The following is a 22,812-nucleotide window of genomic DNA, read 5'->3' on the forward strand; positions in this document are numbered from 1 at the left end:
GAGACGCTTTGACCGATCATGCCGAGCGACCATCGATTTTCGAGCAAAGCTACCCGGTGCGCAGTTTCGAGGTGGATTTCACCGGCCTGCTGCGCCCGGTGGCCCTGCTCAATTACCTGCAGGACATCGCCGGCGAGCATGCCGACCGCCTCGGCTTCGGGGTCCGGACGCTGCTGGAGCGGGGCCTGACCTGGGTCCTCTCCCGTTCCCACACCCGCATCCTGCATTACCCCCGTCAGGGGGAGACGCTGCGGGTTGCCACCTGGCCTTCGGCCCGCCAGGGGGTGTTCGCCCTGCGCGATTTCGAGGTTCACGACGGCCAGGGGCGGGTGGTGGCGCTCTCCTCCAGTTCCTGGGCCCTGCTCAATATCCAGACCATGCGCCCGGTGCGCCTGGAGGGGAACCTGCCCGATTACCCGACCCGGGGGCGGCGGGCCCTGGAGGTCAGTTTCGACCCGCTGCCCGAATTGACCGATGCGGAACTGGAACTGCCGTTTCGGGTGCGCCTGGCCGATCTCGACATCAACCTGCACGTCAACAACGCCATTTACGCCGCCTGGGCGCTCGAGGCGGTCCCCGAGGAGGTGCTCAAGACCTTCCGTCCCGAAGAAATCGAGATCGGCTTCCGCTCCCCGGCGTTTTATGGTGATAGAATTCTCTCCAGAAGTCGCGCGGTCGGAGCGGCCGACGCCCCATGCTTTCTGCACCAGCTGCTCCACGAGCAGGAGGCCCGGGAGTTGACCCGGCTGCGCACCCGCTGGAGGCCGCTCGGGGAGTTCTGATCCGCCAGGCTCCGCCCCTGCGGTTAAGGCCAAGGAGGCCGCGTGAGCCGTCCCCGTTTTGTCCACATCTTCCCCTGCCTGCCCCTGGCCTGGCTGCTGCTGGTTCTGCTGCTTGCGGCCTGCGCCCCCCAGCGCGGCTACGAGGCCGCCTTGGTGCTGGCCGACATTGCCGCCCGCGACAAGCCCAGCCGGCTCAAGGAAACCACCCCCACCCCCATTCGCCGTCCCCTGCACTTCAGCGTGGAGGGGCGCAGCTACCAGGGCGACCTCTACCAGCCGGTGCCGGGGTCGCTGGCGGCCATCCTGCTGGTGCCCGGCGCCGCGGAAACCGGCAAGGACGACCCGCGCCTGGTGGCCTTTGCCCGCAGCCTGGCCCGGGCCCGCTTCACCGTGCTGGTCCCCGACCTGCAAAGCCTGCGCGAACTCAAGGTCAACCCCGGCAACGTGGGCGAACTGACCGACGCCTTCAGTGCCCTTATCTCCCGCCCCGATTATGCCCCCGGGGGGCGGGCCGGCATGCTTGCCTTCAGCTACGCGGCGGGCCCGGCGCTGCTGGCGGCGATGGAGCCGTCGATCCGCGAGCGGGTCCACTTCGTGTTCGCCGTCGGCGGCTACCACGACCTGCCCGGGGTGCTCGGCTTCTTCACCACCGGCTATTTCCGGGAAAACGGCCGGCTGCGCCATCTGGAGCCCAACGAGTACGGCAAGTGGGTTTTCGTGCTGAGCAACCTGCACCGGCTTTCCGAGCCGGCCGATCGCCGGAGCTTCGAGGCCATGGTCGAGCGCAAGCAGGTCGACCTCGCCGCCGACCTGAGTGATTTGGCCGCCGACCTCTCCCCGGAGGGGGAGCGGCTCTACGCCTTCATCACCAACCGCGACCCGGCGCGGGTCGCCGAACTGATCGGCGGGCTTCCCTCTAGCATCCAGGAAGACATCGAGGCCCTCGACCTGGCCGGCAAAGATCTCTCGGAACTGCGGGCGCGGCTGATCCTGGTGCACGGCTACGACGATCCCATCATCCCCTATACCGAAAGCATCGCCCTGGCCTCTGCGGTGGGCAAGGAGCAGGCGAGCCTGTTTCTCGCCGAAGGGCTGGCCCACGTCGATCTGCAGCCGGGGCTGGTCAGCCGCTGGCGGCTCTGGCGGGCGATCGACGCCCTGCTTGCCGAGCGCGGAACCGATCCCGCCTTGCTCCATTGACTAACTACCGGACTCTGGTAACGTGCAGGCAGGGGCCAGGAGGGCTCTGCAGGCAGCCTGGCGGGACCGAACCGATGGAGGATCGCATGCGGATCGACAGCGGCGTGTTCGAGCAAGGCGGGATAATTCCGGCTAAATACACCTGCGACGGGGCGAATGTTTCGCCGCCGTTGGACTGGTCCGGGCTCCCCGGCGGGGCGGCCAGCCTGGCGCTGATCTGCGACGACCCCGATGCGCCCGTCGGCACCTGGGTGCACTGGGTGGCCTACAACATTCCCGTCGACCGTCCGGGGTTCGGGGAACATATCCCCGGCGAGAGGCAGCTGGCCGACGGCTGCCTGCAGGGCCACAACGACTTCAAGCGCATCGGCTACGGCGGGCCCTGTCCCCCCAGCGGGACCCACCGCTATTTCTTCAAACTCTATGCTTTGGACTGCAGGCTTGCCCTGGCTGCCGGGGCCACCAAGGAGCAACTGCTCGCGGCCATGAAGGGGCACATCCTGGGCGAGGCCGAGCTGATGGGGACCTACCGGCGCTCCTCCCGGTAGGCGCAAGTAGGGGAGCCGCCGGCGGGCGCTCGATAGATGGGGGCGCAGTGCAGGCCACACCCGCCGCGACCGCTATTGGGAGATGCCGGGGGAGGAGGTGCGCAGGGTGGGGGCGTGGCTGCCCTGGCGGGGCGAGGTGAAGGCCAGCAGGGGGGCGAACGAGAAGAGATCCTTCTCCGACACCTTCCAGTAGGCCAGGGAGAGAAAACCGAGGAAGTCTTCATCCAGGGGGACGTCGATGCCGCCGCCGACGATGGTTTCGTTTATGCCCTCGGCTGAATCGGCGATATCCTTGCAGTAAAGCTTGAACAGCGAGGCGCCCTGGCCGCGCTTTTCCAGGCCGAAGGCGGCCCGTTTGGCCGCTCCACCTTGGCGGTAGCGCCCGAACCAGGTCCCCAGGTCGGTCTTGAGCCGCAGCTGGCTCTCCCAGGCCGGCGCCAAATCGTCCGCTCCGGGGGTGAAACCCTCGGAATAAGCCAGCATGCGCTGGCCGACCAAATCGAGGTCCAGGCGGTATTCGCGGACCAGGCTAAGTTTCTGCAGCAATTCCCCCGGGTCGCCACCGAAACTGAGCCTGAGCCGGTTTTCCACCTTTTCATAGAACTCCCCCCCATCCCCGGCATGCTGAGGCTGCGCGTCCAGCCCGGTGTACTTGTAGGCCGTAAGGGTGTTGCCGAGGGTCCGCAGCAGACCCTCGAAGTGCCCGGTGTAGGCCAGGGCCAGGGCCTGTTCGTAAAACCCGGGGCGCACCTCCGGTTCCCACTCCCCGGGTTGCTGGGCCGGGCGGTGCAACAGGCGGTAGGTCGCGGTCAGTTCGCCGAGCCGGGCCGGGAGGAAGGTGCCCAGGCTGTAATTCATCCGTTGAATCTCGTCGCCGGTCCTGCCCAAAGTCAGCTTTTGAAATCCGTGATAGCGCGGTTTGGCCGGCAGCATCCGCAGCCCCAGACGAACGCCCGCCTGCAGCCAGAGCTGGCGATCGAGCACCTCGTCCGCACCGGCAGGAATGCCGACGTTCTCTAGCACCGCGACAATCTCCCCGGCAGGGCTGCCGGTGGCCCGGGAGAGCTGCCGGGCGCTGAAACGCGGCGGGGTCTGCAGGGTCGGGGGGCGGTCCTTGTCCCCCAGCAGCAGAAGCGACTCCGCGGCAGGCCAGAGCAGGGTGGTCAGTTCGGCGTTGACAGCCAGCGTGAAGGGGCTCTGCTCCTCAAGGGACCGCTCCATCCTGAGGTCAGTCTCCAGCAGCCAGGTGCGGGCGAGAAACTCGCTGTCCAGCAGGGCACGGTCAAGCTGCCAGCTCTCTTCGTCGAAGTGGAGCTTGAACTCCGTGTTGTCGCCGCGCCGGGGGTTGGCGTACGTGAATTTCAGATCCCGCGGGGCGGAAAAGGGCTCGGTTTCCGGATTCTGGGCCAATTTCAGGGTCGGGTCCGCCGCCAGTTGCTTGTGCAGGACAAATTGCCGGTTCAGCTCGGGCGAGCTGATTTTCAGGCGCGAATCCGCGGCCAGGTCGTAGGCGAGATAGCAGGAGGAGTTGTTCGCATCCGCCACCAGGTATTTGCCGCTCTGGCAGGCTGCCAGGGCCAAGGCCAGGCCGATGGCTACTGGTGCGATATGCAAGAATTTGCAGATTCTCCCTGCCATTCCCTGGGCCTTTCCAGCCTTGCGCTATGGTCGAGGCTTCTTCCTTGTCGCCCCGGGCGAGCGCCCCTCCGCCGCCTCTGTCTCGAGTTCCTGCAAGTCAGAGGCCATTGTAGTGGATGGCTGCGGAGATGGCAAGCCAGGGGCTGGCCGGCAGGTGGGGATGTGCGGTGAAGGCTATTGCGGGGGACCGGCCGAGTCCCGGGGGGAAAAGATAGCCTGGATTTTATGGGTCAGGGTTTCCAGGTTGAAGGGCTTCTGGATGAAATTTCTGCCGTCGGTGACCTCCGAGGGGGCGCTCACCGCGGTCTCGGCATAGCCCGACATGAACAATACCTTCAATTCCGGATGGATCTGCCGCAGGCGCTCGGCAAGCTGAAAGCCGTTGCTCCCCGGCATCACCACGTCGGTCAGCAACAGGTCGATGCCGGGGGCCGAGTTTTCCATGATTTTCAGTGCCCTCTCCGGAGAATCGGCCTCGACCACCTGGTAGCCGCAGGAGCGAAGCAGTCGGGCGGTCAGATCCAGAACGCCTTGTTCATCCTCCACCACCAAAACGCCTTTGGCTAGCGCTGGCAAGGCCTGGGCGGCCGGGGCCGCTGGTTTTTCAACTCTGCGTTCGGTACACGGCAGGTGAATCAGAAAGGTCGCCCCCTCTTCGGGCTTGCTATGCACTTCAATATATCCGCCGCTCTGTTTAACGATGCCGTACACCGTGGAAAGGCCAAGCCCGGTCCCTTTGCCCCGTTCCTTGGTGGTGAAGAAGGGTTCGAAAACTTTCAGGCGAATCTCCTCGCTCATGCCGCAACCGGTATCCTTGACGGATAATGTTGCATAGGTGCCGAGGACGGCTCCCGGGTGGAGATCGACAAACGCCTGGTTCAGGACGCTGGTCCCGGTTTCGATGAGAATTCGACCGCTATCCGTGATGGCGTCCCGGGCATTGACCACCAGGTTCATCAGGATCTGTTCGATTTGTACCGGGTCGGCCCAAACCCTGGGGATCTTGTCCGCCAGGGTAAGCTCGATCTCGATATCTTCCCGGATGACCCGGCGGAGCATTTTTTCGGTGCCGCGAATCAGGTGGTTGAGATCCAGAACCTGGGGCTCGAATACCTGACGGCGGCTGAAGGCGAGCAGGCTGCGGACCAGCTCGGCCGCCCGTTCACTGGCCTTGAGGATGGTGCGGGCGTCGTTCTGGCGCGCTTCGTCCTGGGTTAGTGCCCGGATCAACAAGGTGCTGTAGCCCTGGATAACCGTCAGCAGGTTGTTGAAGTCGTGGGCGATGCCCCCGGCGAGTTGTCCCACGGCCTCCATTTTCTGGGACTGTCGCAGGTGGTCGATGGCGGTCCTGCGCGCCATTTCGGTGCGGGTGGTCTGGACAGCCAGGGACGCGGTCTGGGCGAATGCCTCGATTTCCAGCTGCTCACGTTCGCCGAAACCGTTGGGCCGGTTCGCCAATCCCAGCACGCCAACGATCTCCTCCCCGATAAACAGCGGGGTGGCCAGAAAGGAACTGATCGGCAGATGGTTTGGCGGATAGGGACCGCCGGCGCACTTGGCCCCGTCTGGAGAGTTGGTCAGGATGGTCTGTTTCCGTTCCACCGGGGCAAAGACCAGGGAGTGTGACCTGGGAATGGCATAGACATGCTCCCGGTCGGCGGCCTTTCCAATCTGCTGGAACAGGCGTTTTTCCGATGCAGGAGCGCCTTCGTGCAGGGCGAGGATCCGGGCATCACCTCGGGAATCCAGCTCATAGAGAAAGCCCGCACCGGCTCCGGTGATTTCCACGCAGCGGCTGACCATGACCTTGGCCATTTGCCTGATGTTTCCGCCTTCGAGATAGCTGAGAATCGCCTCGGTCATGGCGCTGGAGAGCTGGTGGTTGCGCCGCTCGTTCTCTTCGGCACGTTTGCGTTCGGAGATATCGCGGACGATGTGGATGGCGCCAATGACTCTGCCGCGGGCATCGACCCGCGGAATCGCCCGGGTTTCGATATATTTTTGCAGATGGGGTTCGAATAACTCCGCGGATACCGGTTGGCCGTCGGCAAGCATCCGGGCGATCACGCATCCCGGGTGGGGGCTGTCGAGGCCGTGGAGGTACTGATGACACTTCTGGCCGCTGCGGCAAACTTCCGGGGCAATTTTCAAATGCGCCCTGGCTGCCCGGTTGCTGAGCAGAACATTGAACTCGGTGTCATGGACGGTGATCATGTCATCGAGGCTCTCCAAGGTGTCCTGCCATTCCTGCCGGGTCCGGATCAGCTCCGCTTCGATCTTGTGGCGTTCCAGGGCATAGCGGATGGAACGCGTCAGCAGCTTTTCGTCGAAATGCCCCTTGACCAGATAGTCCTGGGCCCCGGCATGGAGTGCCCCCAAGGCGATCTCGTCATCATCGTTGCCGGTCAGAACCACCACCGGGTGGTGCGGAACCCGCTCCCTCAGGGTGTGAAGGGTGTCAAGACCATGACTGTCGGGCAGGCTCAGGTCGAGCAGGACCAGGTCGACCGGGTTCGCCTCCAGGAAATCAAGCCCACCGCCCAGGGTGGGGCGGGTGGCCAGGTCGAATCGGCTGCGGTCCAACATTTCCCGGAGCAGGCGGGCGTCCCCCGGATTGTCTTCGATAAGCAGCAGGGCGATCTCAGTTCTCAGCGGCATGACTCTCTCCAAAAATCATTCATGGCAGGATGCGGAATATGCATCCACGGCAAAGTCAGCCCCATGCAATAGTAACTATGGGGGCAACCCTCGCAGCTCAGGCGGATCTCAGGGTAAAATGAAAACTCGTTCCGGATCCGGGTTCCCCTTCTACCCAGATGTTCCCGCCGTGTCTATCTATGATTTTTTTACAGATGGCTAATCCTATGCCGGTGCCGGGGTACTGGCCGATAGGGTGGAGTCGCTGAAAAATCTGAAAAATCCTCTCCCGATGGCGGGCGTCAATGCCGATGCCGTTGTCGCTGATCGCGAATTCCCAGAACCCGCCCCTGGGGGTGGCCCGTACCTCGATCCGGGGGGCCGCATCGGTTTTGAATTTAAGGGCGTTATGCACGAGATTCTGAAACAGCTGGGTCAGCTGCAGGGGATCGGCCATCACTTCCGGCAGCTCTCCGATCCGCAGCTCCGCGCCGCTTTCCCTGATGCTGGCGGCAAGATTGTTTAGAACCGTGGAAATCAGCTTGTTGCAGTCGACCTTCTCGGGCGGTTGGCCTTTCCGGCCGACCCGGCTGTAGGCAAGCAGATCTTTGATCAGCGCCTCCATCCTGCGTGCGCCGTCGACGGCAAAGCCGATGAAATCGTCGGCATCCTGATCCAGCCGCCCCTGGTAGCGGCGGGAAAGCAGTTGGATATAGCCGGTGATCATGCGCAACGGTTCCTGCAGGTCGTGGGAGGCGACGTAGGCGAAATTTTCCAGCTCCTGGTTGGAACGCTGAAGGTCCACCAGCAGTTCGTTTAACCGCTGCTGGGATTGCTTCGATTCGCTGATGTCGTAGCATGAGCCGATATAACCGGCGAACCGCCCCTCCAGATCGTGGAAAGGGCGACCGATATGATTGATCCACCGGTACTCACCGCTGTGGTGACGCAGCCGGTACTCCATGGCGAAGGGGCGCCTGGCCGGAAACGATTGCTGATACGTCTGCAGGCAGCCCTCCAGATCCTCCGGGTGGACCCCTTGGGTCCAGCCATCGCCGGTTTCCTGACTCAGCGAGCGCCCGGTAAAGTCCAGCCAAGTGCGGTTGAAATAGTTGCAGCGGGCGTCCTTCCCCGCCCGCCAGATCAGCGCCGGGAAATCCTCGAACAGCTTGAGATAGAAGTCGCGGGCGGCGCTGATGGCCGTCTGGGCGCTTTTGAGCTCCGAGACATCTTCGAGAACGACTGCGGTTCCGATGAATTTCACACTGACGTCGAGCATGCGCTTCAACCTGACCTGGAAAACCGATGGCTGGCCCTGGGTCTGGAGGCTGGTCGTGAAACTCAGCTCGGGGCTTTCGGGGGAAAGTTCGCGCAGTCTCTGGACGAGCCAGTCCAGGTCATTGGTCGGGCGCGCATGGCCGTAATAGGATGCGCCGGGAATGGATTTGCCGGCAAAAAGATTGGCCGCGGCATGATTGAGGTTAATGAGCTTGTGGTCCGGGCCGAAAAAGAGCACCGGGCCCTGCAAACTCTCGAACAGCGTCAGGTAGAGGTTTTTTTCGTTGGTCAGCCGCCGGTTGGCATCCTGCAGTTCGTCCAGTTTGGCGCCTTCGGTCTTTTCCGTCCACTCGGTGCAGAATCCGAGTTCGATCCGGTCAAAGAAACGATCTAGATACTGCCGCAGGTCATTTTGTTCCCTGGCAGAAAAATCCCCTTCCTGGAGCAGGTCCTGGAAGGCCTGGCGGCAGTACTTCATCATCCCGAGGAACATGGCGAGGGTGACCCCGCGGGTGCGGTGTCGCCGGGCCTGAAGAATGCCGAATCCGGCAATGGGGTCGTTGGCGAAATCTTCGTCCGGCCCGATAATTGGTGGATCCGGATTGGCGTTGAGCGCCTGGATCAGAGCGGCGGAAAGCCCCTTCACCGCTGCCCGCCAGGCTTCGGCCAGGGTCGAGGTGTAACGGGTGTAGCCGCATTGCTTGGCATACTCCAGCATACGCAGCATCAGCCACTCTTCGTGGCTTTCAAGGCAAGTGGCGATTTTCAGCGTATCCATGTACCCATCCTTCCTGTTCGCGGAATCCAGAATGTTCGCTCCGTCCTGGTCAATTGGCGGCGGGAAGCTTGACGATGGAAAACCAGAATGCTTCGATCTGCTTGACGATCTCCATGAACTTTTGCAGGTCGACCGGCTTGTTGATGTAGCAGTTGGCGTGCAGGTCGTAGGCCTTGAGGATATCCTCCTCCGCATCCGATGTGGTCAGGATGACCACCGGGATCGAGCGCAGTTGGGGATCCTGTTTGATCTCCCCCAGAACCTCCCGGCCGTCCAACTTGGGAAGGTTCAGGTCCAGTAGGATGATGTCAGGCCGCGGTGCCTGGAGGAACGGAGCGGTGCGCTTCAGAAATGCCAGGGCCTCTTCGCCGTCCCTGGCGACATGGAGGTTGTTGAAGATCTTGGCTTCTTTCAGGGCCTCCTGGGTCAACCGGATGTCCCCGGGGTTGTCTTCGACCAGAAGGATTTCTATGAGGTTCGGCTGCATGTATGGCTCCTTTTTTTAATCCCTGGGGCTTGGCGGGCTCGAGGATGGACCGCCAATGGTAATCCTCCGCTGCCTGTCGAAAATGGATTAGGAAAAAATGCAATATCGGTGCCAGCTAAGCTTGTTTCCAGGGGATTTTTTAATCAACGGGCCAGCCAGCCGCTTGGGTACGGATCAGGGGGGGAACAATAGCGGGATGTCAGACTTCAGGAGATTGTTTCCGCCAGGGCCGCCCGCACCCCTTCCTCGAAGGGGGTCAATTCGAAGGGGATCAGCTGCCGCAGGCGGGTGTCGCGGCAGACCACCTGGTTCTTCAGCCCCTCGATCAGGGGGACGGCGATGGACGGCTTGACCGACGAGGCCAGGCCCACCGCCCAGGCGAACATCCTGGGCGAGACGAGGGGGATGGGCAGGTACAGGTTGGTTTGCCCGGAAACCTTAGCGAAGCGTTCCAGCATCTGGTGATAGCTCAGAACCTCGGGGCCGCAGATATCGAAGGTTTGGCCGACGGTCTCTTCCCGCTCGAGGCATTCGGCGAGGTAACGGATCACGTCGGCGACGGCGATGGGCTGGCAGGGGGTGTCGATGCTCATGGGAATGAGCATGAGCGGCAGGCGGCGAACCAGCGAGCGGATGATTTCAAAGGAGGCCCCGCCCGCGCCGATGATGACCGCGGCGCGCAGCACCGTGACGGGGAAGCTTGCCTGCTGCAGGAGCGCGCCGACCTCCGCCCGGCTGGACAGGTGTTTGGAGAGCCCCTGGTCCGGTTCCCCCAGCCCGCCCAGGTAGATGGCGCGACGCAGCCCGGCGCGCTCCCCGGCGGCGACGAAGTTCTCCGCCGCCCGTCGGTCCAGGGCCGGGTAGCGGGTGCGGCTGGCGCCGAGAGAATGGACCAGGTAGTAGGCCGAGTCGATGCCCGCCAGGGCTTCCTCGAGGGAGTCCCGGTCGAGCAGATCCCCCCGGTGCCACCTGGAGACCCCGGCGGAAGTGTTTCCCTGCTGCCGTGACAGGCCGTGCACCTGGTAGCCCCGCTCGTGCAGGGCCGCAACCAGCCGCCGACCGATAAAGCCGGTTGCGCCTGTCACCAGCACCCGATGGTTTCTGCGCATGGCCCCTGCCTCCGCTTGCCTGTACCCAGTTTACCCTGATTTTGCCCGAGATCGAGCCGGGAAGGGCTGGAGTCACCACGGAGCGGGCCGCGCCTGCCGGCTCAGCTGGTCAGTTGGTCGAGCCAGCGTTCCTTGATTGCGCGGGGAAACCGCTCCCAGAGCGGACTCAGGATCAGGTCGCGCACCTGCTGCTTGTGCCCCTCCTCCTTGGGCCGTCGGAGCGGGGCGGGTGAGGATTTTCGCGGATCTTGTCGCGTTGAATGGCGTTCGAGCATGGACTCCTCCTTGGGCGGTGTGTTGTCCCCGGCCGCGATGGCGGGGGCTCAGTAGTGCCAGGCGACGCTCAGGTAGGCGAAGCGACCCGGCTCGGGGACCTGCACTCCCGAAGCGAAGGGGGTGCGCTGGTAGGAAAGGTGCCGGGTGTAGAACTTGTCGAACAGGTTGTCGACCCCCAGGTACAGGTCCCAGGCGCTGCGCGTGAGCCCGGCCTTGAGGTTGGTGATGGCCCAGCCGGCAGTCGGTTGTTCATCCAGGGCCGGGTCCACCCGGTCCTGGTGGTCGGCGAACTGCTCGCTGGCCTCGACGAACCAGCGGCCCGAATCGTAGCGCAGCGTCAGCGACCCGTTCAGCGGCGGGATTTCCGCCAGCGGGGTATCATCATCGCGGTTTTCCCCTTCGCTGTAGGCCAGGGCGGCGCGCAGGAACAGATCGCCGGGCAGCGCCAGCTGGGCGCCGATTTCCCCTCCCCAGAGGCTCGCCTCGATGTTCTCGAAGCTGGTGGCCGGCAGCAGGGGGTCGGCACCGTCGGGGTCGGGGAGCCGGACCAGCTCGATGTAGTCCTGCAGGCGGCTGTAGAAAAGCGAAGCGCTCAGGTAGATCCGCTCGGCGGTGTATTTCACCCCGAGATCCACCTGGTTGTTGCGGGTCGGGTCGAGTTCCGGATTGCCGACGCGGTTCGAACCCATCGGCTTGCGCAATCCGACATACAGCTCCTGGGGGTCGGGGACCCGCACCCCGCTGCCGAGCCCGGCGAAGACCTCGAGGGCGTCGCCGGCGGACCAGCTCAGCTGCAGGTTGCCGGACCACTCGGCGAAATCGGCGTCGGCCTCCAGCGTGGTTCCCGGAAAGTAGGGCTGGTAGAGCGAGCCGAGCCGGTCGCTCTCGAGCTTGTTGGCTTCGACCCGGGTCAGATCTCCGCGCACCCCGCCGGTGAGGGTCAGCGAATCGCCCAGCGGCAGCGAATATTCGCCCCAGGCCCCCAGGTTGTCGGTGTCGACGTCGGGGATCATCGGCTGCTTTTCATAGCCGAAGGCCGCCAGCTGGTTGGCGGCGTCCCAGGTGCGCCGGTAGGCGTCGAGGCCGGTTTTCAAGGTGCCGTCCCCGGCGGCCAGGGTGGTGCCGAGCTTCAGGCCGACCACCCGTGAGTAGGCATCGGTGCGCATCATGTAGTCGCGGGTCACCATCATGCTGGGCCGCGAGCTTTCCCGCAGTTCGTCGTGCATCAGGTGGTTCACCTGGTTCCAGAAGGCCTGCAGCTGAATTTGCTCGAGACCGGGCACGGGATCGGCAATCCGGTAGAGCCAGTTGAGGCGGTGGGTGCGGTCGTACTCGGCGTCCATCTGCAGGTAGGGGTAGAGGACGTGGTCGGCTTCCTGGTACGAGTAGCCGAGTTCGCTGCGCGAGCCGGCCGTGGGGTTGAGCCCGGCCTTCAGCCAGGTGGTGTGGATGTCGTAGGCCCGCGAGTCGATCTGCTCGGGCCGGTAGCGGTTGCTGCTGGTCACCGGGTAGATGTCGGTGATGCGTTTGCCGTCGCCCGAGCGCGGCGGCAACGAATATTTGTAGGCGTGGCCGGCCAGTGCGTCGCCCCCCTCGCCGCCGAAGCCGATGGTCCCAGCGGCGTTGACCATGTCCCAGGAGCCGAGGGTCAGGTTCAGGTCGCCGCCGAAGCCGGGGGCGGCGCTGCGCGTGGTCGCCTCGACCAGCCCCCCCAGGCTGCCCGGGTTGCTCAGGTCATAGGGCCCCTTGAGGATGTGGATCTGCTCCACCTCGGCGAAATCGAAATGGAAGGCCGGGGAATCCATGCGGTTGGGGCAGCCGCCGTAGAGCCGCACCCCGTCGAGCAGGACATTCAGGTCATCCCCCTGGAAGCCGCGCAGGACCACGTCGTTGGCGATGGCCCCCTTGCGGACGAAATCGAGCCCCTCCACCCGTTGCAGGGCCTCGCCGATGTCCCGCGCCGGGCTTTCGCGCACCTCGCGGATGCTCAGACTCTCCATGGCCGGCGATTCGTGCTCGCCGCGGACCACGATCTCCTCCAGCAGTGGAACTTCCTCCGCGAAGGCGAGGGCTGCCACCGACAGGCAATGCAACATAAGGACTCCGGTCGCAACGGATTTCCGCATATTCCCTCCCTTGAAATGTTATGGAATGTTATTGAAATGTTTTTCAGGTGTAAAAAGTATCATCAAAATAACACGGTGGCAAGGTGTGAAATGCTATCCGCTTTGCGATTTTTTAAAAAACATGTTACGTTGCTAACATTGTGATCTTCGGCAAGGAGAAATGGAATGAAGGGTGTTCAGCGTAGAAAAGCGATCCTGGAAGCCGTCCGGCGCGAGGGGGGGATTTCGGTGAGCGATATCGCGGCGCGCTTCGCCATCTCCAAGATGACGGCGCACCGGGACCTGGAGCTGCTCGAAGGGCTGGGGGAGGTGAAGCGGATTTTCGGCGGAGCCATCCCCGTCGGCGGAGAGCCGGCGGAGGCCGTGACGGAGAGCGTGGGCCCGGCACCGGGGGCGGGGAAGACCGATTGCATGATCTGCTCGCGGCCGGCCACCCAGCACCTGCTCTACACCCTGACGCTGGCCGGGGGGGAGCAGCGCTTCGCCTGCTGTCCCCACTGCGGCATCTCGGCGCACCTGGTGCTGAAGGACAAGGTGCAGATGGCGATGGCCGCCGATTACCTCAACGCCCGGCTGCATCCGGCGCAGCGTTCGCATTTTCTGATGGAGAGCGCCGCGGCCCCCTGCTGTCACCCGTCGATTCTTGCCTTTGAAAACCAGGAGATGGCCCGCCGCTTCCAGGCCGGCTTCGGCGGCCGCCTCGGTGGGTTGCAGGAGGCCATCGACTTTCTCGAGCAGGACCTGGCGCTGAACAAGGGGGAGAGTTCCTGTCCCCATTGTGCCGCAGCCCGGGGCAAGTAGACTCCCAGTCCCCGGTCAACTCCCCCGCAAAAAGCGGCTCAGCCGCAGCAGCAGCCCCTGGCGGGTCAGGATCGCCCCGTGCGGGCAGAGCTCCTGGCAGCAGAAACAGCCGATACAGCGCTCGAGGTCGATCTGCAGTCTGCCGGTCTCAACGGTCATGGCCCGGGGCGGACAGTGCTGCACGCAGAGGCCGCAGGCCAGGCACTTTTCGAAGTCGGGTTCGGGCAGGGCGGTGGTGGTGCGCTTGAGGGGGTTTTTCAGAAACGGGGGGAGACCGAAATTGACGTCCGTGGCCTTGGCGGGGCGAAAATGGGCCGGGCGCAGGGCCGCCGGGCGCTCGCCGTAAATCTCGAGTTCTTCCAGGCGGCTGCCGGGGCGCCCGGTCTTGCGGGCGATCTTTTGGGTCCAGCAGGCATCGGGGCGCAGCCCGACCAGCTCCATGGCCAGGGTGTCCACCGCCAGCGCGTCGGCTCCGGCCAGCAGGGCGCCGATCTGCACCGGGTCGCCGCCGCCGGGGCCCTGGCCCTCCATGCCGACCACCGCGTCGACGATGTTCAGGGCGGGGCGGATGTGCTCGGCCAGCTCCAGCAGCATCAGGGCGAAAAACGCCTTGTCGGTCCCCGCCTGCAGGTGCAGGCGCGGCTTGCGCATGCCGACTACGGCGCCGAACAGGTTCTTCACCGCGCAGGTCAGGCCGATCATCTGGTGGGTTTTTAGCTTGGGCAGGTTGATGACCACGTCGGCCTCGAGGATGTCGCGGGCCACCTCCAGCTCGTGAAAGGTCGAGCCCTGGGGGCGCACCTTGACCGAGTCGGCGAAGGGGGCGAAGCGCGCGCCGCTCTCCTCGATCACCTGCAGGATCCCGCAGCGCTGCGCCACCTGGCGCGGGGTGCCGATGCCGGGGGAGTCGCCCACCGAGACGATGCCGCCGCACCCCTGGACCAGGGCGATGACGGCGCGGACGACTTCCGGGTGGGTGGTGACGGCCTTTTCGGGGGGCTTGGCGGAGAGCAGGTTGGGTTTGAGGAGCACCTTCTGCCCGGGACGGACGAAGGCCTGCATCCCGCCCAGGGGGGCGAGCAGCCTCTCGATGGCCGCGGTGATGGTTTGGGGGGAATAGTCCGGAGCGGCGACCAGGCTGACCGGGTGTTTCATGCGCCGATGACCTGCACGAGCAGCTTGCGCCGGCGCGGACCGTCGAACTCGCAGAAATAGACCCCCTGCCAGGTGCCGAGCAGCGGCTCGCCGTTCTCCACGATCAGCGTTTCGCTGGCGCCGACCAGCGAGCTCTTGATGTGCGCGGCGCTGTTCCCCTCACCATGCCGATAGTCATCCTGGAAGGGGACGATTTTATTCAGTTCCATGGTCAGGTCGCGCACCACGTCGGGGTCGGCGTTTTCGTTGATGGTCACCGCGGCGGTGGTGTGGGCCGCGAACACCACGGCGAGACCCGAGCGGATGCCCGAGTCGCGGATGGCCTGACGCACTTCGCGGGTGACCTCGATCAACTCGACCTGCTGGCGGCTGACGACTTCGATGCCGGTCATTCGGATTCTCCCTGGAGCCCCTCCAGGATCGCCTGAAACGCCCGGGGGTGGTAGAGCAGCGAGGTGTGCCCCATGCCGCTCAGTTCGATTTCCGCTGCCCCCTCGAGGCGCGCGTTGGCATAGGGCAGGACCATGTTCTCGTGGCGGGTGAAAATGGCGGTGAAGCGCACCCCGGGGGGGCGTTCGGCCGCCGCGAGCCGTTTCAGAAAGTCGGCGCCGGGAACCAGCAGCTTACCCAGGGGCGAGAGGGCGAAGGGGGCCAGGCGCGAACCGCTGTTGGGCGAGCCCAGCAGCACGCAGCGTTCGACCTTGGCAGCGCCGCCGCGGATCTGCACGTAGTTGCGGGCGATCATTCCGCCCATCGAATGCCCGACCAGGTGAACCCGGCGGGCGCCCCCGGCGTGACGCAGCTCATCCACCTTTTTGGCCAGACGCTCGGTGAGGCTTTCCAGGTCTTTCCAGGGGGGCAGGTTCAGGCTGTAGACGGCCTGGAAACCCGCCCGGCGCAGCCGCTGACGGGTCAGCAGCCAGCAGATGCGGTTCTGGAACAGCCCGTGCAGCAGGATGACCGGGGTGCCGTCGGCTGCCGGCAGCGGCTTTTCGCGCCCCCCGAACCAGCCGAGCGGGTGCAGCAGCACCGTTGCCATCAGCACGGTGAATTCCTGGATGAGCAGCTGCGCCGCCAGCCCCATCGCGGCCGGAGTGAAGCGCATTTCGACCAGTTCCGGTGAGCTGTTGGCGCTCTCATACCAGGCAAAGGCGAAGGTCAGGACCACCACCGTTGCGACGATGGCGGCAACCAGGCCCAGCAGGCCGACGAAAAGGCACAGGACAGTTGCCATAATCCCTCCTGGAGAAGGCGGTATTATGGCATGGGGGCCGGGGGCCGTCAACGCGGCGGATGGTTTGAGCCGGCTGTTTTTCACTTAGCCAACCCCGGCTGCCCGGGTTATAATCGCTCTTGTTGCCGCCCGGGCCGCGATCGACCAGTCGAACCAGGTAGGCCCGAACATTCAAGTCCCCAGACCGGGCAGAGTCCCCCAAGGGCTGCTCGGCCGGGAAACGCCCGCTTAGGTGACCCCGTGGAAGAGTTGATCCGCCGCTTCGAAAAACACCTGTCCGTCGAGCGCAACCTCTCGCCCCACACCCTGCGGGCCTACCGCCAGGATCTTGAGGAATTCCGCGCCTTTCTCGAGCAGGGGCAGGCAGGCGGTGGCAAAGGGCGCGAGGCAGCCGGGCGGATCGACGCGATCGTTCTGCGCCGCTATCTGGCACTGCTGCACAAGCGCAACCGGAAATCGACCATCGGCCGCAAGCTTTCGGCATTGCGCACGTTTTTCAATTACCTGGTGCGCGAAGGGGTGGTCGAGGTCAACCCGGCCGAGACCATCGCCACTCCCCGGGCCGAGAAGTATCTGCCGAAGACCCTGAGCGTCGACGAGGCCCACGACCTGATGGAAAAGACTCAAGGGGGGGATCTGCTCGCCCTGCGCGACCGGGCCATCCTGGAAACCCTCTACTCCTGCGGCCTGCGGGTCGGCGAGCTGACCGCGTTGAATGTAGCCGGGGTCGACCTGGTGGAGGGGTTGGTGCGGGTGGTGGGCAAGGGGAGCAAGGAGCGCATTGTCCCCATCGGCGCCAAGGCCCGCCAGGCTCTCGAATATTACCTCGAGGCTCGCGGCACTCCCGCGGGGGACGAGCCCCTGTTTCTCAACCATCGCGGTGCCCGGCTCACGGCCCGCAGCGTCGAGCGCAACCTCAAGCGCCTGCTGCTGCAGGCCCACATCCTCAAGGACGCCACCCCCCATGCCCTGCGCCACTCCTTCGCCACTCACCTGCTGGATGGGGGCGCCGACCTGCGCGCCATCCAGGAGCTGCTCGGCCACGCCTCGCTTTCCACCACCCAGAAGTATACCCAGGTCAGCATCGACCAGTTGCTGAACGTTTACGACCGGGCACACCCGCGCAGCCGCAAAAAATCTTGAATCACATGTTCCAGGGGCTGAAACCCGGCGGCGATGGGGCTAGAGGATAAAAATTACCAATTTTGTCATGATTCGCTTGACAGCTGTCCGGCGCTGGGTAAACTAGACGCCAGGTTTTGCACTCGCCAATTTTAATCGAGGAACGAAAGGAGTTCATAATGAGCGTACTGGTAAGCAAAAAGGCCCCCGAGTTCACCGCTGCCGCTGTCCTGGCCGACGGGTCGATCAAGGACGATTTCAAGCTTTCCGATTTCAAAGGCAAGTACGTTGTGCTGTTTTTCTATCCCCTTGACTTCACCTTCGTCTGCCCCACCGAGCTGATCGCCTTCAGCCGCCGCATCAAGGAATTCGAAGAGCGGGGAGTCCAGGTCATCGGTTGTTCGGTCGATTCCCAGTTCACCCACGTCGCCTGGCGCAACACCCCGGTGGATCAGGGCGGCATCGGTGCGGTTCATTATCCGCTGGTGGCTGACGTCAAGCATGAGATCTGCCGGGCCTATGACGTCGAGTTCGATACGGCGGGGGTCGCCTTCCGCGGCTCGTTCCTCATCGACCGGGAAGGGGTGGTCCGCCACCAGGTGGTCAACGACCTGCCCCTGGGGCGCAACGTCGACGAAATGCTGCGCATGGTCGATGCCCTGCAGTTCACCGAAAAGCACGGGGAGGTCTGCCCCGCCGGGTGGACCCAGGGGGAAAAGGGGATGAAGCCCAACCGCGAGGGGGTTGCCTCCTATCTTGCCAGCGAAGCGGAAAAGCTCTGATCCACACCATTGCCAGCGAAACTCCACCAATTGAAAAGGGCGGCTGCCAGCCGCCCTTTTCATTTTCCTTCCTCCGCGAGGACCCCCCGGTAAATCTCCTCGAGTCTCTGCGCCTCCCGTTCGGGATGGTATCGTTCCCGCAGCGGAACCGACAGGCGCCGGCGCAGCTCGGCGCTCTCCAGCAGGGCCGCAGCCTTGTCGGCAAACTCTTCGGCATTGGCGTAGAGCAGGCCGTTGACCCCCTCTTCGACCACGGCGGCGTTGCCGGGGATGTCCCTTGCCAGCATCGGCCGGCCGAGGCTGGCTGCCTCCAGCAGCGCATTGGGCAGCCCCTCGCTTAAGGAATTGTTGACCACCACATCCGCTTCGGCCAGGGCCGCGGGAACGGCCGAGGGAGGAAGTATCCCCAGGTAACGGGTCCAGGGGCAGCGTTCCACCTCGGCCAGGAAGGACTGCCCGTACCGGGCATCGAGCACCGGCCCGCAGAAGCCGAGCATGAACTTCCACCTTGCGGCCAGCGGTGCGAACAGCTGGAGCAGCTCGAGGTTCCCCTTCACCGGCCGGATCCCGGCGGGATGCAGGAACACTACCGTCTGCGGGGCGATCCCCGCCTGTCGGCGCAGCGGCCAGGGATCGGTGCCGAGAATGATCCCCGGGGGGAGGTAGCGGATTTTGCCGGCCAGCTCGGGAAACCTTGCGGGGAGGGCCTCTGCGGTTGTCGGGTTCTGGGTGAGCAGCGCCGCGCTGTTTTCCAGCACCCCCCGCACCAGCGGCCCCAGGGCGGGATCGTCGAGGTCATGGTTGACGTCGGTTCCGGTCAAGCTGGTCACCCCGGGGAGGTGCAACCGATCCCTGATTTTCAGCCAGGGCAGACCGACGCGGCTGGCATGCAGCAGGTGGAGCAGGTCGGGGCGGAATGCGGCAACGGTCTCTGAGAGTCGCTCCGCCTCGCCCGGGGCGACGGTCAGCAGCTGCGCTGCGTGCCCTCGCAGGAGCATCCCCTGGAGGTAGCGGCGGGCGGTGACCAGGTTGCCGCTGGCTTCTGTCTGCTGGGGGGCGACGATGAGGATGCGCACGTGGAGCTCCGATGAATGTCCCCGGCGGTGGCCGTTCAGGGGGCCTTGAGGCAGGTTTCCAGGGCCTCCGCCAGGTTTCGCATCAGCACGAAGTAGGCCTCCGGCCCGGCAGGCAGGTCGGCCCCCAGGGGGTCGAGCACTCCTGCCCGGGCGCCTGTCCCTTCGATGACGGTGGCGGCCAGGCGCGGTTCGAACTGCGGTTCGCTGAAGACGCATCGGGCGCCCAGTTGGCCGATGGTGGCGCGGATTTCCCTGAGGCGCCGGGCTCCCGGCTTGCGGTCCGGGCTGACCGTGATGGCTCCCACGGCGTTGAGATCGTAGCGCTTTTCGAGTGGCTGGTAGCCGTCGTGGAAAACCACATAGGGGGCTTTGCGCAGCGGTTCGAGCCTTTGTTCCAGTTCGGCGTCGAGGACCCTTAGCCGCTCCGCGAGCTTTTGTGCGTTGCTGGCATAGGCCTCGCGGTGGGCGGGATCGAGCCGGCCCAGTTCGGTGGCGAGCAGTTCGGCGATGGCTAGGGCATTGTTCGGGTCGAGCCAGAGGTGGTAGTCGAAGTCGCCGGAGGCGTGATGGTCGTGGTCATGCTCGTCCGGGTGCTCCGGGGAGGCCTCCCAGGCTCCCCCCGCCCGGCTTGGCAGGAGCTTCACCCCGGGCGCCCGGGCCAGGGTGAGGACGCGGACCTTTTCCCCCAGAGCGGCGAGGGTCCGCTGCATGAACGATTCCAGCCCCTCGCCGACCCAGACCACCAGGTCGGCCTCGTTCAGGGCGCGGGCGTCCGAAGGGCGCAGGGAATAGCTGTGGGGGGAGCCTCCCCCCTCGATCAGCAGCTGCGGCGAGGCGACCCCGGCCATGACCGCGGCGGCCAGGGAGTGGATCGGCTTGATGGTCACGACCACCTTGGGTGGCGAGGCCGCAGCGGCCGGCCAGGCAACCATGGCGAGCAGGGCCAGCAGCAGGGTGGCCGGAAAAATTCGGGTGGGCATCGACACTCTCCCCTCTGTAAAATTCCGCTTGCGGAATGTTTGTAATGTTATATTGTAACAAAAATGTCAAGCTGAATCAGGAGCTCCGCAGATGGACCCAACCCCCTCGCCCTTCGCCCGCAGCGGTCACGATCATCGGCACTGCGTCAGCAGCGCGCTGAATGCGGCAGAGCGCCTCTGCAAGCAGCGCCGGGTGCGGCTGACGCCCCTGCGCCGGCGGGTGCTGGAACTGGTCTGGGCCGACCACAAACCCGTGGGCGCCTACGAGCTCCTCGAGGCGCTGCAGGCCGGGGGGCGCGCCGCACCGCCCACAGTATACCGGGCGCTCGATTTTCTGCAGGAGCAGGGCCTGGTCCATCGGCTCGCCTCGCTCAACGCCTATGTCGGGTGCGCCCATCCCGGGACGCCCCATGCGGGGCAGTTTCTTATCTGCCAGTCGTGCCGCGAACTTGCCGAACTCACCGATCCCGGGGTGGCCGCCGCCATCGAACAGAGCTCGCGGTCCATCGGTTTCATGCCCCGGCACCAGACGGTGGAAGTTCTCGGGGTCTGTCCCCGCTGCAAAAAGCAGGAGACCAGTTTTGGCCAATAACCGTTCGGGCCATCCAGGGGAAACCCTGATCGCCCTCGACAACGTATCGATGAGTTTCCAGAAGCGCCAAATCCTGCGCGAGGTCAGCCTCACCGTCCAGCCGGGGGAAATCACCACCCTGATCGGGCCCAACGGGGCCGGCAAGACCAGCCTGCTGCAGGTCGCCCTGGGACTGCTCACCCCCGACAGCGGATCGGTTTATCGCCGGCCCGGTCTGCGCATCGGTTACATGCCCCAGCGCATCCAGGTCGACCGGACCTTTCCGCTGACCGTGCGGCGCTTCTTGGGGCTCGCCGGGAAGCAGGCACACCAGCGGGTGATCGACACCCTGGGGGAAGTCGGCGCAGGCCATACCCTGGAAACCCCGATCCAGGGACTCTCCGGAGGGGAAACCCAGCGGGTGCTGTTGGCCCGGGCGCTGCTGCGCGATCCCGAACTGCTGGTGCTCGACGAACCGGTCCAGGGGGTCGACGTGCACGGCCAGGTGGAGCTCTACCAGCTCATCACCCGCCTGCGCAGCAGGCGTGGCTGCGCGGTGCTGATGGTCTCCCACGACCTGCACATGGTCATGGCCTCCACCGACCGGGTGATCTGCCTCAACCGCCATATCTGCTGCACCGGCACCCCCGAAGCGGTCACCCGCAGCGCCGCCTACGTCGAGCTGTTCGGGCCGCTGGCGGTAAAAAACCTGGCCATCTACTCCCACGACAAGGATCACCGGCATGAAATTTGAGTTGCTCCCCGGAGAGGGTAGACGTTGAGGAAGGCGGAAGTAACCGATGCTCGATGATTTTCTCTGGCGTGCCCTGTGTGGCGGGGTCGGCGTGGCCATCGTTGCGGGGCCCTTCGGCTCCTTCGTGGTTTGGCGCCGCCTGGCCTACTTCGGCGACACCCTGGCCCATTCGGCCCTGCTTGGCGTCGCGCTCGGCTTTTTACTGCACATCAACCTGACGCTGGGGATTGTCGTCGTCTGCCAGGCGCTGGCCCTGCTGCTGTTTTTTTTCCAGCGGCAGAAACGCCTGGCCAGCGATACCCTGCTCGGCATCCTGTCCCATGGGGCGCTATCCCTGGGGCTGGTGGCCATCGCCTTCATGGAAACCTTGCGGGTAGACCTGATTTCCTACCTTTTCGGGGACATCCTGGCTATCACCCGGGCCGATATCTATTGGATTCTCAGCGGTGGGGCGCTGTGCCTCACGGTGCTTATCCTGCTCTGGCGGCCCCTGCTCTCCATCACCGTCCATGAGGACCTGGCGCGGGTCGAGGGGATCCCGGTGGATCTGGTGGAGGCACTGTTCGTTTCGCTCCTTGCCCTGATCGTCGCGGTCATGATGAAGATCGTCGGCCTGGTCCTGGTCACTTCCCTGTTCATCATCCCGGCCGCCACGGCCCGCCGTTTCGCCAGGACGCCGGAAGCCATGGCTGCCCTGGCCAGTGCCCTGGGAAGCGTCGCCGTCGCGGGGGGGCTCTACGGCTCGCTGTTGTACGACACCCCCGCGGGACCCTCCATCGTGGTTGCCGCGACGCTGCTCTTTGCGGGCTCGCTGCTGCTGCCCGCACCCAGAGGTTGATATCCTGCCTCTTTTGGGTACTTGCCAGGGAAGAAAAAAAACGGGCACCCCGACCGGGGTGCCCGAAAGTTTGTTTATTTCAGATGTCCGCAATAGGGGTCAGCGTTTGCCCTTTCTGCTGTAACTGGGTGCCGCTGCCGGTTCAGGCTCGGCGACAGGCAAGGGGGCCGCAACCGGCTCCGCTGCGGGTTCGGCCGGCAGCGGGCTGATTCCCTGGGCGCAATCGGCCACGCAGCGGTTGAGCGTATCGATGCTGCTGACCACCTGGCTGCGCACCTCCGCGGAGGTCGGCTGGCTCATCAAGGCATCGATTTTCCCCAGATACAGGTCCTTGCATTGCTGGTGGCAGGTGTCGAAATCGAGTGCCTGGCTTGTCGACGCCGTCATTGCGACCACTGCGAAGGCCACGACCATCGCCCCGCTGATACTGCTCCTGGTTCTCTTCTTCATTTCCCCTTCTCCTTTGTTCAATTGGTTGGTGCTTGCCCGGAGTTTCTCCGGATGCCCCCACGGCCCCCTGGCAGGACGGGTGCCTTTTTTACCCATTTGCTCATACTAAGTAAACAGGGCTCGGAAAGTCAACAGAATGATTTTCTCGGCGTTTTTCGGGGCAGAAGGGGCGGCGGAAAGGAGGGGAGGG

General features: G+C 64.6%; 22 protein-coding genes. 9 read left to right on the forward strand and 13 right to left on the reverse strand.

Annotated features, from left to right (window positions below):
• Positions 1 to 8: 8 nt before the first annotated feature.
• The 3 genes from DESUT3_RS06545 (at position 9) to DESUT3_RS06555 (ending at position 2,530) form a co-directional block, all read left to right on the forward strand.
• Positions 9 to 782: an acyl-[acyl-carrier-protein] thioesterase gene (locus tag DESUT3_RS06545; RefSeq protein WP_221251618.1), complete on the forward strand. Its 774-nt coding sequence runs from the start codon at positions 9 to 11 to the stop codon at positions 780 to 782.
• A gap of 42 nt (positions 783 to 824) precedes the next feature.
• Positions 825 to 1,982 carry a tannase/feruloyl esterase family alpha/beta hydrolase gene (locus DESUT3_RS06550; RefSeq protein WP_225911640.1) on the forward strand — a complete coding sequence of 386 codons (1,158 nt, stop codon included), beginning with the start codon at positions 825 to 827 and terminating at the stop codon, positions 1,980 to 1,982.
• Between the two features lie 74 nt (positions 1,983 to 2,056).
• The gene (locus DESUT3_RS06555) at positions 2,057 to 2,530 is read left to right on the forward strand and encodes a YbhB/YbcL family Raf kinase inhibitor-like protein (RefSeq protein ID WP_221251619.1); all 474 of its coding nucleotides are present in this window, start codon (positions 2,057 to 2,059) and stop codon (positions 2,528 to 2,530) included.
• 72 nt (positions 2,531 to 2,602) lie between these two features.
• Here the strand turns inward: DESUT3_RS06555 and DESUT3_RS06560 are convergent, their stop codons facing one another.
• From DESUT3_RS06560 to DESUT3_RS06590, 7 genes are all read right to left on the reverse strand, one after another.
• Positions 2,603 to 4,144, reverse strand: a complete 1,542-nt coding sequence (locus DESUT3_RS06560; RefSeq protein ID WP_221251620.1) for a hypothetical protein — start codon at positions 4,142 to 4,144, stop codon at positions 2,603 to 2,605.
• A gap of 198 nt (positions 4,145 to 4,342) precedes the next feature.
• Positions 4,343 to 6,826, reverse strand: coding sequence for a response regulator (locus tag DESUT3_RS06565; RefSeq protein ID WP_221251621.1), 2,484 nt, complete (start codon positions 6,824 to 6,826; stop codon positions 4,343 to 4,345).
• Between the two features lie 97 nt (positions 6,827 to 6,923).
• Positions 6,924 to 8,861 carry a sensor histidine kinase gene (locus DESUT3_RS06570; protein ID WP_221251622.1) on the reverse strand — a complete coding sequence of 646 codons (1,938 nt, stop codon included), beginning with the start codon at positions 8,859 to 8,861 and terminating at the stop codon, positions 6,924 to 6,926.
• A 49-nt stretch (positions 8,862 to 8,910) separates the two neighbouring features.
• Entirely contained in the window at positions 8,911 to 9,348 is a 438-nt protein-coding gene (locus DESUT3_RS06575; RefSeq protein WP_221251623.1) for a response regulator, read from the reverse strand.
• Between the two features lie 206 nt (positions 9,349 to 9,554).
• Positions 9,555 to 10,457 (reverse strand): NAD-dependent epimerase/dehydratase family protein, encoded by a 903-nt coding sequence (locus DESUT3_RS06580; protein WP_221251624.1) that lies wholly within the window; start codon positions 10,455 to 10,457, stop codon positions 9,555 to 9,557.
• A gap of 101 nt (positions 10,458 to 10,558) precedes the next feature.
• Positions 10,559 to 10,732 carry a hypothetical protein gene (locus DESUT3_RS06585; RefSeq protein ID WP_221251625.1) on the reverse strand — a complete coding sequence of 58 codons (174 nt, stop codon included), beginning with the start codon at positions 10,730 to 10,732 and terminating at the stop codon, positions 10,559 to 10,561.
• 48 nt (positions 10,733 to 10,780) lie between these two features.
• Positions 10,781 to 12,829, reverse strand: a complete 2,049-nt coding sequence (locus tag DESUT3_RS06590) for a TonB-dependent receptor domain-containing protein (RefSeq protein WP_221251626.1) — start codon at positions 12,827 to 12,829, stop codon at positions 10,781 to 10,783.
• A gap of 195 nt (positions 12,830 to 13,024) precedes the next feature.
• On the opposite strand from DESUT3_RS06590, the gene DESUT3_RS06595 reads away from it, so the two are divergent.
• Entirely contained in the window at positions 13,025 to 13,660 is a 636-nt protein-coding gene (locus DESUT3_RS06595; RefSeq protein ID WP_221251627.1) for a DeoR family transcriptional regulator, read from the forward strand.
• A 15-nt stretch (positions 13,661 to 13,675) separates the two neighbouring features.
• Here DESUT3_RS06595 and DESUT3_RS06600 read toward each other — a convergent pair whose 3' ends face one another.
• The 3 genes from DESUT3_RS06600 to DESUT3_RS06610 are packed head-to-tail and all read right to left on the reverse strand — an operon-like array spanning position 13,676 to position 16,049.
• Positions 13,676 to 14,815: a DUF362 domain-containing protein gene (locus DESUT3_RS06600; RefSeq protein ID WP_221251628.1), complete on the reverse strand. Its 1,140-nt coding sequence runs from the start codon at positions 14,813 to 14,815 to the stop codon at positions 13,676 to 13,678.
• On the reverse strand, positions 14,812 to 15,207 hold the full coding sequence (locus tag DESUT3_RS06605) for a secondary thiamine-phosphate synthase enzyme YjbQ (RefSeq protein ID WP_221251630.1): 396 nt from the start codon (positions 15,205 to 15,207) through the stop codon (positions 14,812 to 14,814). Before DESUT3_RS06605 ends, DESUT3_RS06600 begins: the two co-directional genes overlap by 4 nt.
• Positions 15,204 to 16,049, reverse strand: coding sequence for an esterase/lipase family protein (locus DESUT3_RS06610; protein ID WP_221251631.1), 846 nt, complete (start codon positions 16,047 to 16,049; stop codon positions 15,204 to 15,206). The genes DESUT3_RS06605 and DESUT3_RS06610 overlap by 4 nt, the downstream gene beginning before the upstream one ends.
• Positions 16,050 to 16,289: 240 nt before the next feature.
• Between DESUT3_RS06610 and xerC the strand changes: the two genes are divergently transcribed.
• Complete coding sequence (gene xerC / locus DESUT3_RS06615) at positions 16,290 to 17,192, forward strand: tyrosine recombinase XerC (RefSeq protein ID WP_221251632.1); 903 nt, start codon at positions 16,290 to 16,292, stop codon at positions 17,190 to 17,192.
• A 158-nt stretch (positions 17,193 to 17,350) separates the two neighbouring features.
• The gene (locus tag DESUT3_RS06620; RefSeq protein ID WP_221251633.1) at positions 17,351 to 17,953 is read left to right on the forward strand and encodes a peroxiredoxin; all 603 of its coding nucleotides are present in this window, start codon (positions 17,351 to 17,353) and stop codon (positions 17,951 to 17,953) included.
• A 59-nt stretch (positions 17,954 to 18,012) separates the two neighbouring features.
• Here DESUT3_RS06620 and DESUT3_RS06625 read toward each other — a convergent pair whose 3' ends face one another.
• On the reverse strand, positions 18,013 to 19,029 hold the full coding sequence (locus DESUT3_RS06625; RefSeq protein ID WP_221251635.1) for a glycosyltransferase: 1,017 nt from the start codon (positions 19,027 to 19,029) through the stop codon (positions 18,013 to 18,015).
• 35 nt (positions 19,030 to 19,064) lie between these two features.
• Complete coding sequence (locus DESUT3_RS06630; protein ID WP_221251636.1) at positions 19,065 to 20,009, reverse strand: zinc ABC transporter substrate-binding protein; 945 nt, start codon at positions 20,007 to 20,009, stop codon at positions 19,065 to 19,067.
• Between the two features lie 91 nt (positions 20,010 to 20,100).
• Between DESUT3_RS06630 and DESUT3_RS06635 the strand changes: the two genes are divergently transcribed.
• Genes DESUT3_RS06635 through znuB form a run of 3 tightly spaced genes read left to right on the forward strand, consistent with a single transcriptional unit; the run spans position 20,101 to position 22,172 of the window.
• Complete coding sequence (locus DESUT3_RS06635; RefSeq protein WP_221251638.1) at positions 20,101 to 20,601, forward strand: Fur family transcriptional regulator; 501 nt, start codon at positions 20,101 to 20,103, stop codon at positions 20,599 to 20,601.
• Positions 20,591 to 21,334, forward strand: coding sequence for a zinc ABC transporter ATP-binding protein ZnuC (znuC, locus tag DESUT3_RS06640; RefSeq protein WP_225911641.1), 744 nt, complete (start codon positions 20,591 to 20,593; stop codon positions 21,332 to 21,334). Before DESUT3_RS06635 ends, znuC begins: the two co-directional genes overlap by 11 nt.
• A 46-nt stretch (positions 21,335 to 21,380) precedes the next feature.
• On the forward strand, positions 21,381 to 22,172 hold the full coding sequence (gene znuB, locus DESUT3_RS06645; RefSeq protein WP_221251639.1) for a zinc ABC transporter permease subunit ZnuB: 792 nt from the start codon (positions 21,381 to 21,383) through the stop codon (positions 22,170 to 22,172).
• Positions 22,173 to 22,271: 99 nt separating this feature from the next.
• On the opposite strand, the gene DESUT3_RS06650 is transcribed toward znuB, so the two are convergent.
• Complete coding sequence (locus DESUT3_RS06650; RefSeq protein ID WP_221251641.1) at positions 22,272 to 22,622, reverse strand: hypothetical protein; 351 nt, start codon at positions 22,620 to 22,622, stop codon at positions 22,272 to 22,274.
• Positions 22,623 to 22,812: the final 190 nt, after the last annotated feature.

Source organism: Desulfuromonas versatilis (assembly GCF_019704135.1).
GTDB classification, from domain to species: Bacteria; Desulfobacterota; Desulfuromonadia; order Desulfuromonadales; family NIT-T3; genus Desulfuromonas_A; species Desulfuromonas_A versatilis.

Bases quoted from the DNA above. Each gene is read 5' to 3' on its own strand.
- DESUT3_RS06555 (WP_221251619.1), top strand. From the start codon at position 2,057: ATGGAGGATCGCATGCGGATCGACAGCGGCGTGTTCGAGCAAGGCGGG.
- DESUT3_RS06565 (WP_221251621.1), bottom strand. From the start codon at position 6,826: ATGCCGCTGAGAACTGAGATCGCCCTGCTGCTTATCGAAGACAATCCG.
- DESUT3_RS06570 (WP_221251622.1), bottom strand. From the start codon at position 8,861: ATGGATACGCTGAAAATCGCCACTTGCCTTGAAAGCCACGAAGAGTGG.
- DESUT3_RS06575 (WP_221251623.1), bottom strand. From the start codon at position 9,348: ATGCAGCCGAACCTCATAGAAATCCTTCTGGTCGAAGACAACCCCGGG.
- DESUT3_RS06580 (WP_221251624.1), bottom strand. From the start codon at position 10,457: ATGCGCAGAAACCATCGGGTGCTGGTGACAGGCGCAACCGGCTTTATC.
- DESUT3_RS06585 (WP_221251625.1), bottom strand. From the start codon at position 10,732: ATGCTCGAACGCCATTCAACGCGACAAGATCCGCGAAAATCCTCACCC.
- DESUT3_RS06590 (WP_221251626.1), bottom strand. From the start codon at position 12,829: ATGTTGCATTGCCTGTCGGTGGCAGCCCTCGCCTTCGCGGAGGAAGTT.
- DESUT3_RS06595 (WP_221251627.1), top strand. From the start codon at position 13,025: ATGAAGGGTGTTCAGCGTAGAAAAGCGATCCTGGAAGCCGTCCGGCGC.
- DESUT3_RS06600 (WP_221251628.1), bottom strand. From the start codon at position 14,815: ATGAAACACCCGGTCAGCCTGGTCGCCGCTCCGGACTATTCCCCCCAA.
- DESUT3_RS06605 (WP_221251630.1), bottom strand. From the start codon at position 15,207: ATGACCGGCATCGAAGTCGTCAGCCGCCAGCAGGTCGAGTTGATCGAG.
- DESUT3_RS06610 (WP_221251631.1), bottom strand. From the start codon at position 16,049: ATGGCAACTGTCCTGTGCCTTTTCGTCGGCCTGCTGGGCCTGGTTGCC.
- DESUT3_RS06620 (WP_221251633.1), top strand. From the start codon at position 17,351: ATGAGCGTACTGGTAAGCAAAAAGGCCCCCGAGTTCACCGCTGCCGCT.
- DESUT3_RS06630 (WP_221251636.1), bottom strand. From the start codon at position 20,009: ATGCCCACCCGAATTTTTCCGGCCACCCTGCTGCTGGCCCTGCTCGCC.
- DESUT3_RS06635 (WP_221251638.1), top strand. From the start codon at position 20,101: ATGGACCCAACCCCCTCGCCCTTCGCCCGCAGCGGTCACGATCATCGG.
- znuB (WP_221251639.1), top strand. From the start codon at position 21,381: ATGCTCGATGATTTTCTCTGGCGTGCCCTGTGTGGCGGGGTCGGCGTG.
- DESUT3_RS06650 (WP_221251641.1), bottom strand. From the start codon at position 22,622: ATGAAGAAGAGAACCAGGAGCAGTATCAGCGGGGCGATGGTCGTGGCC.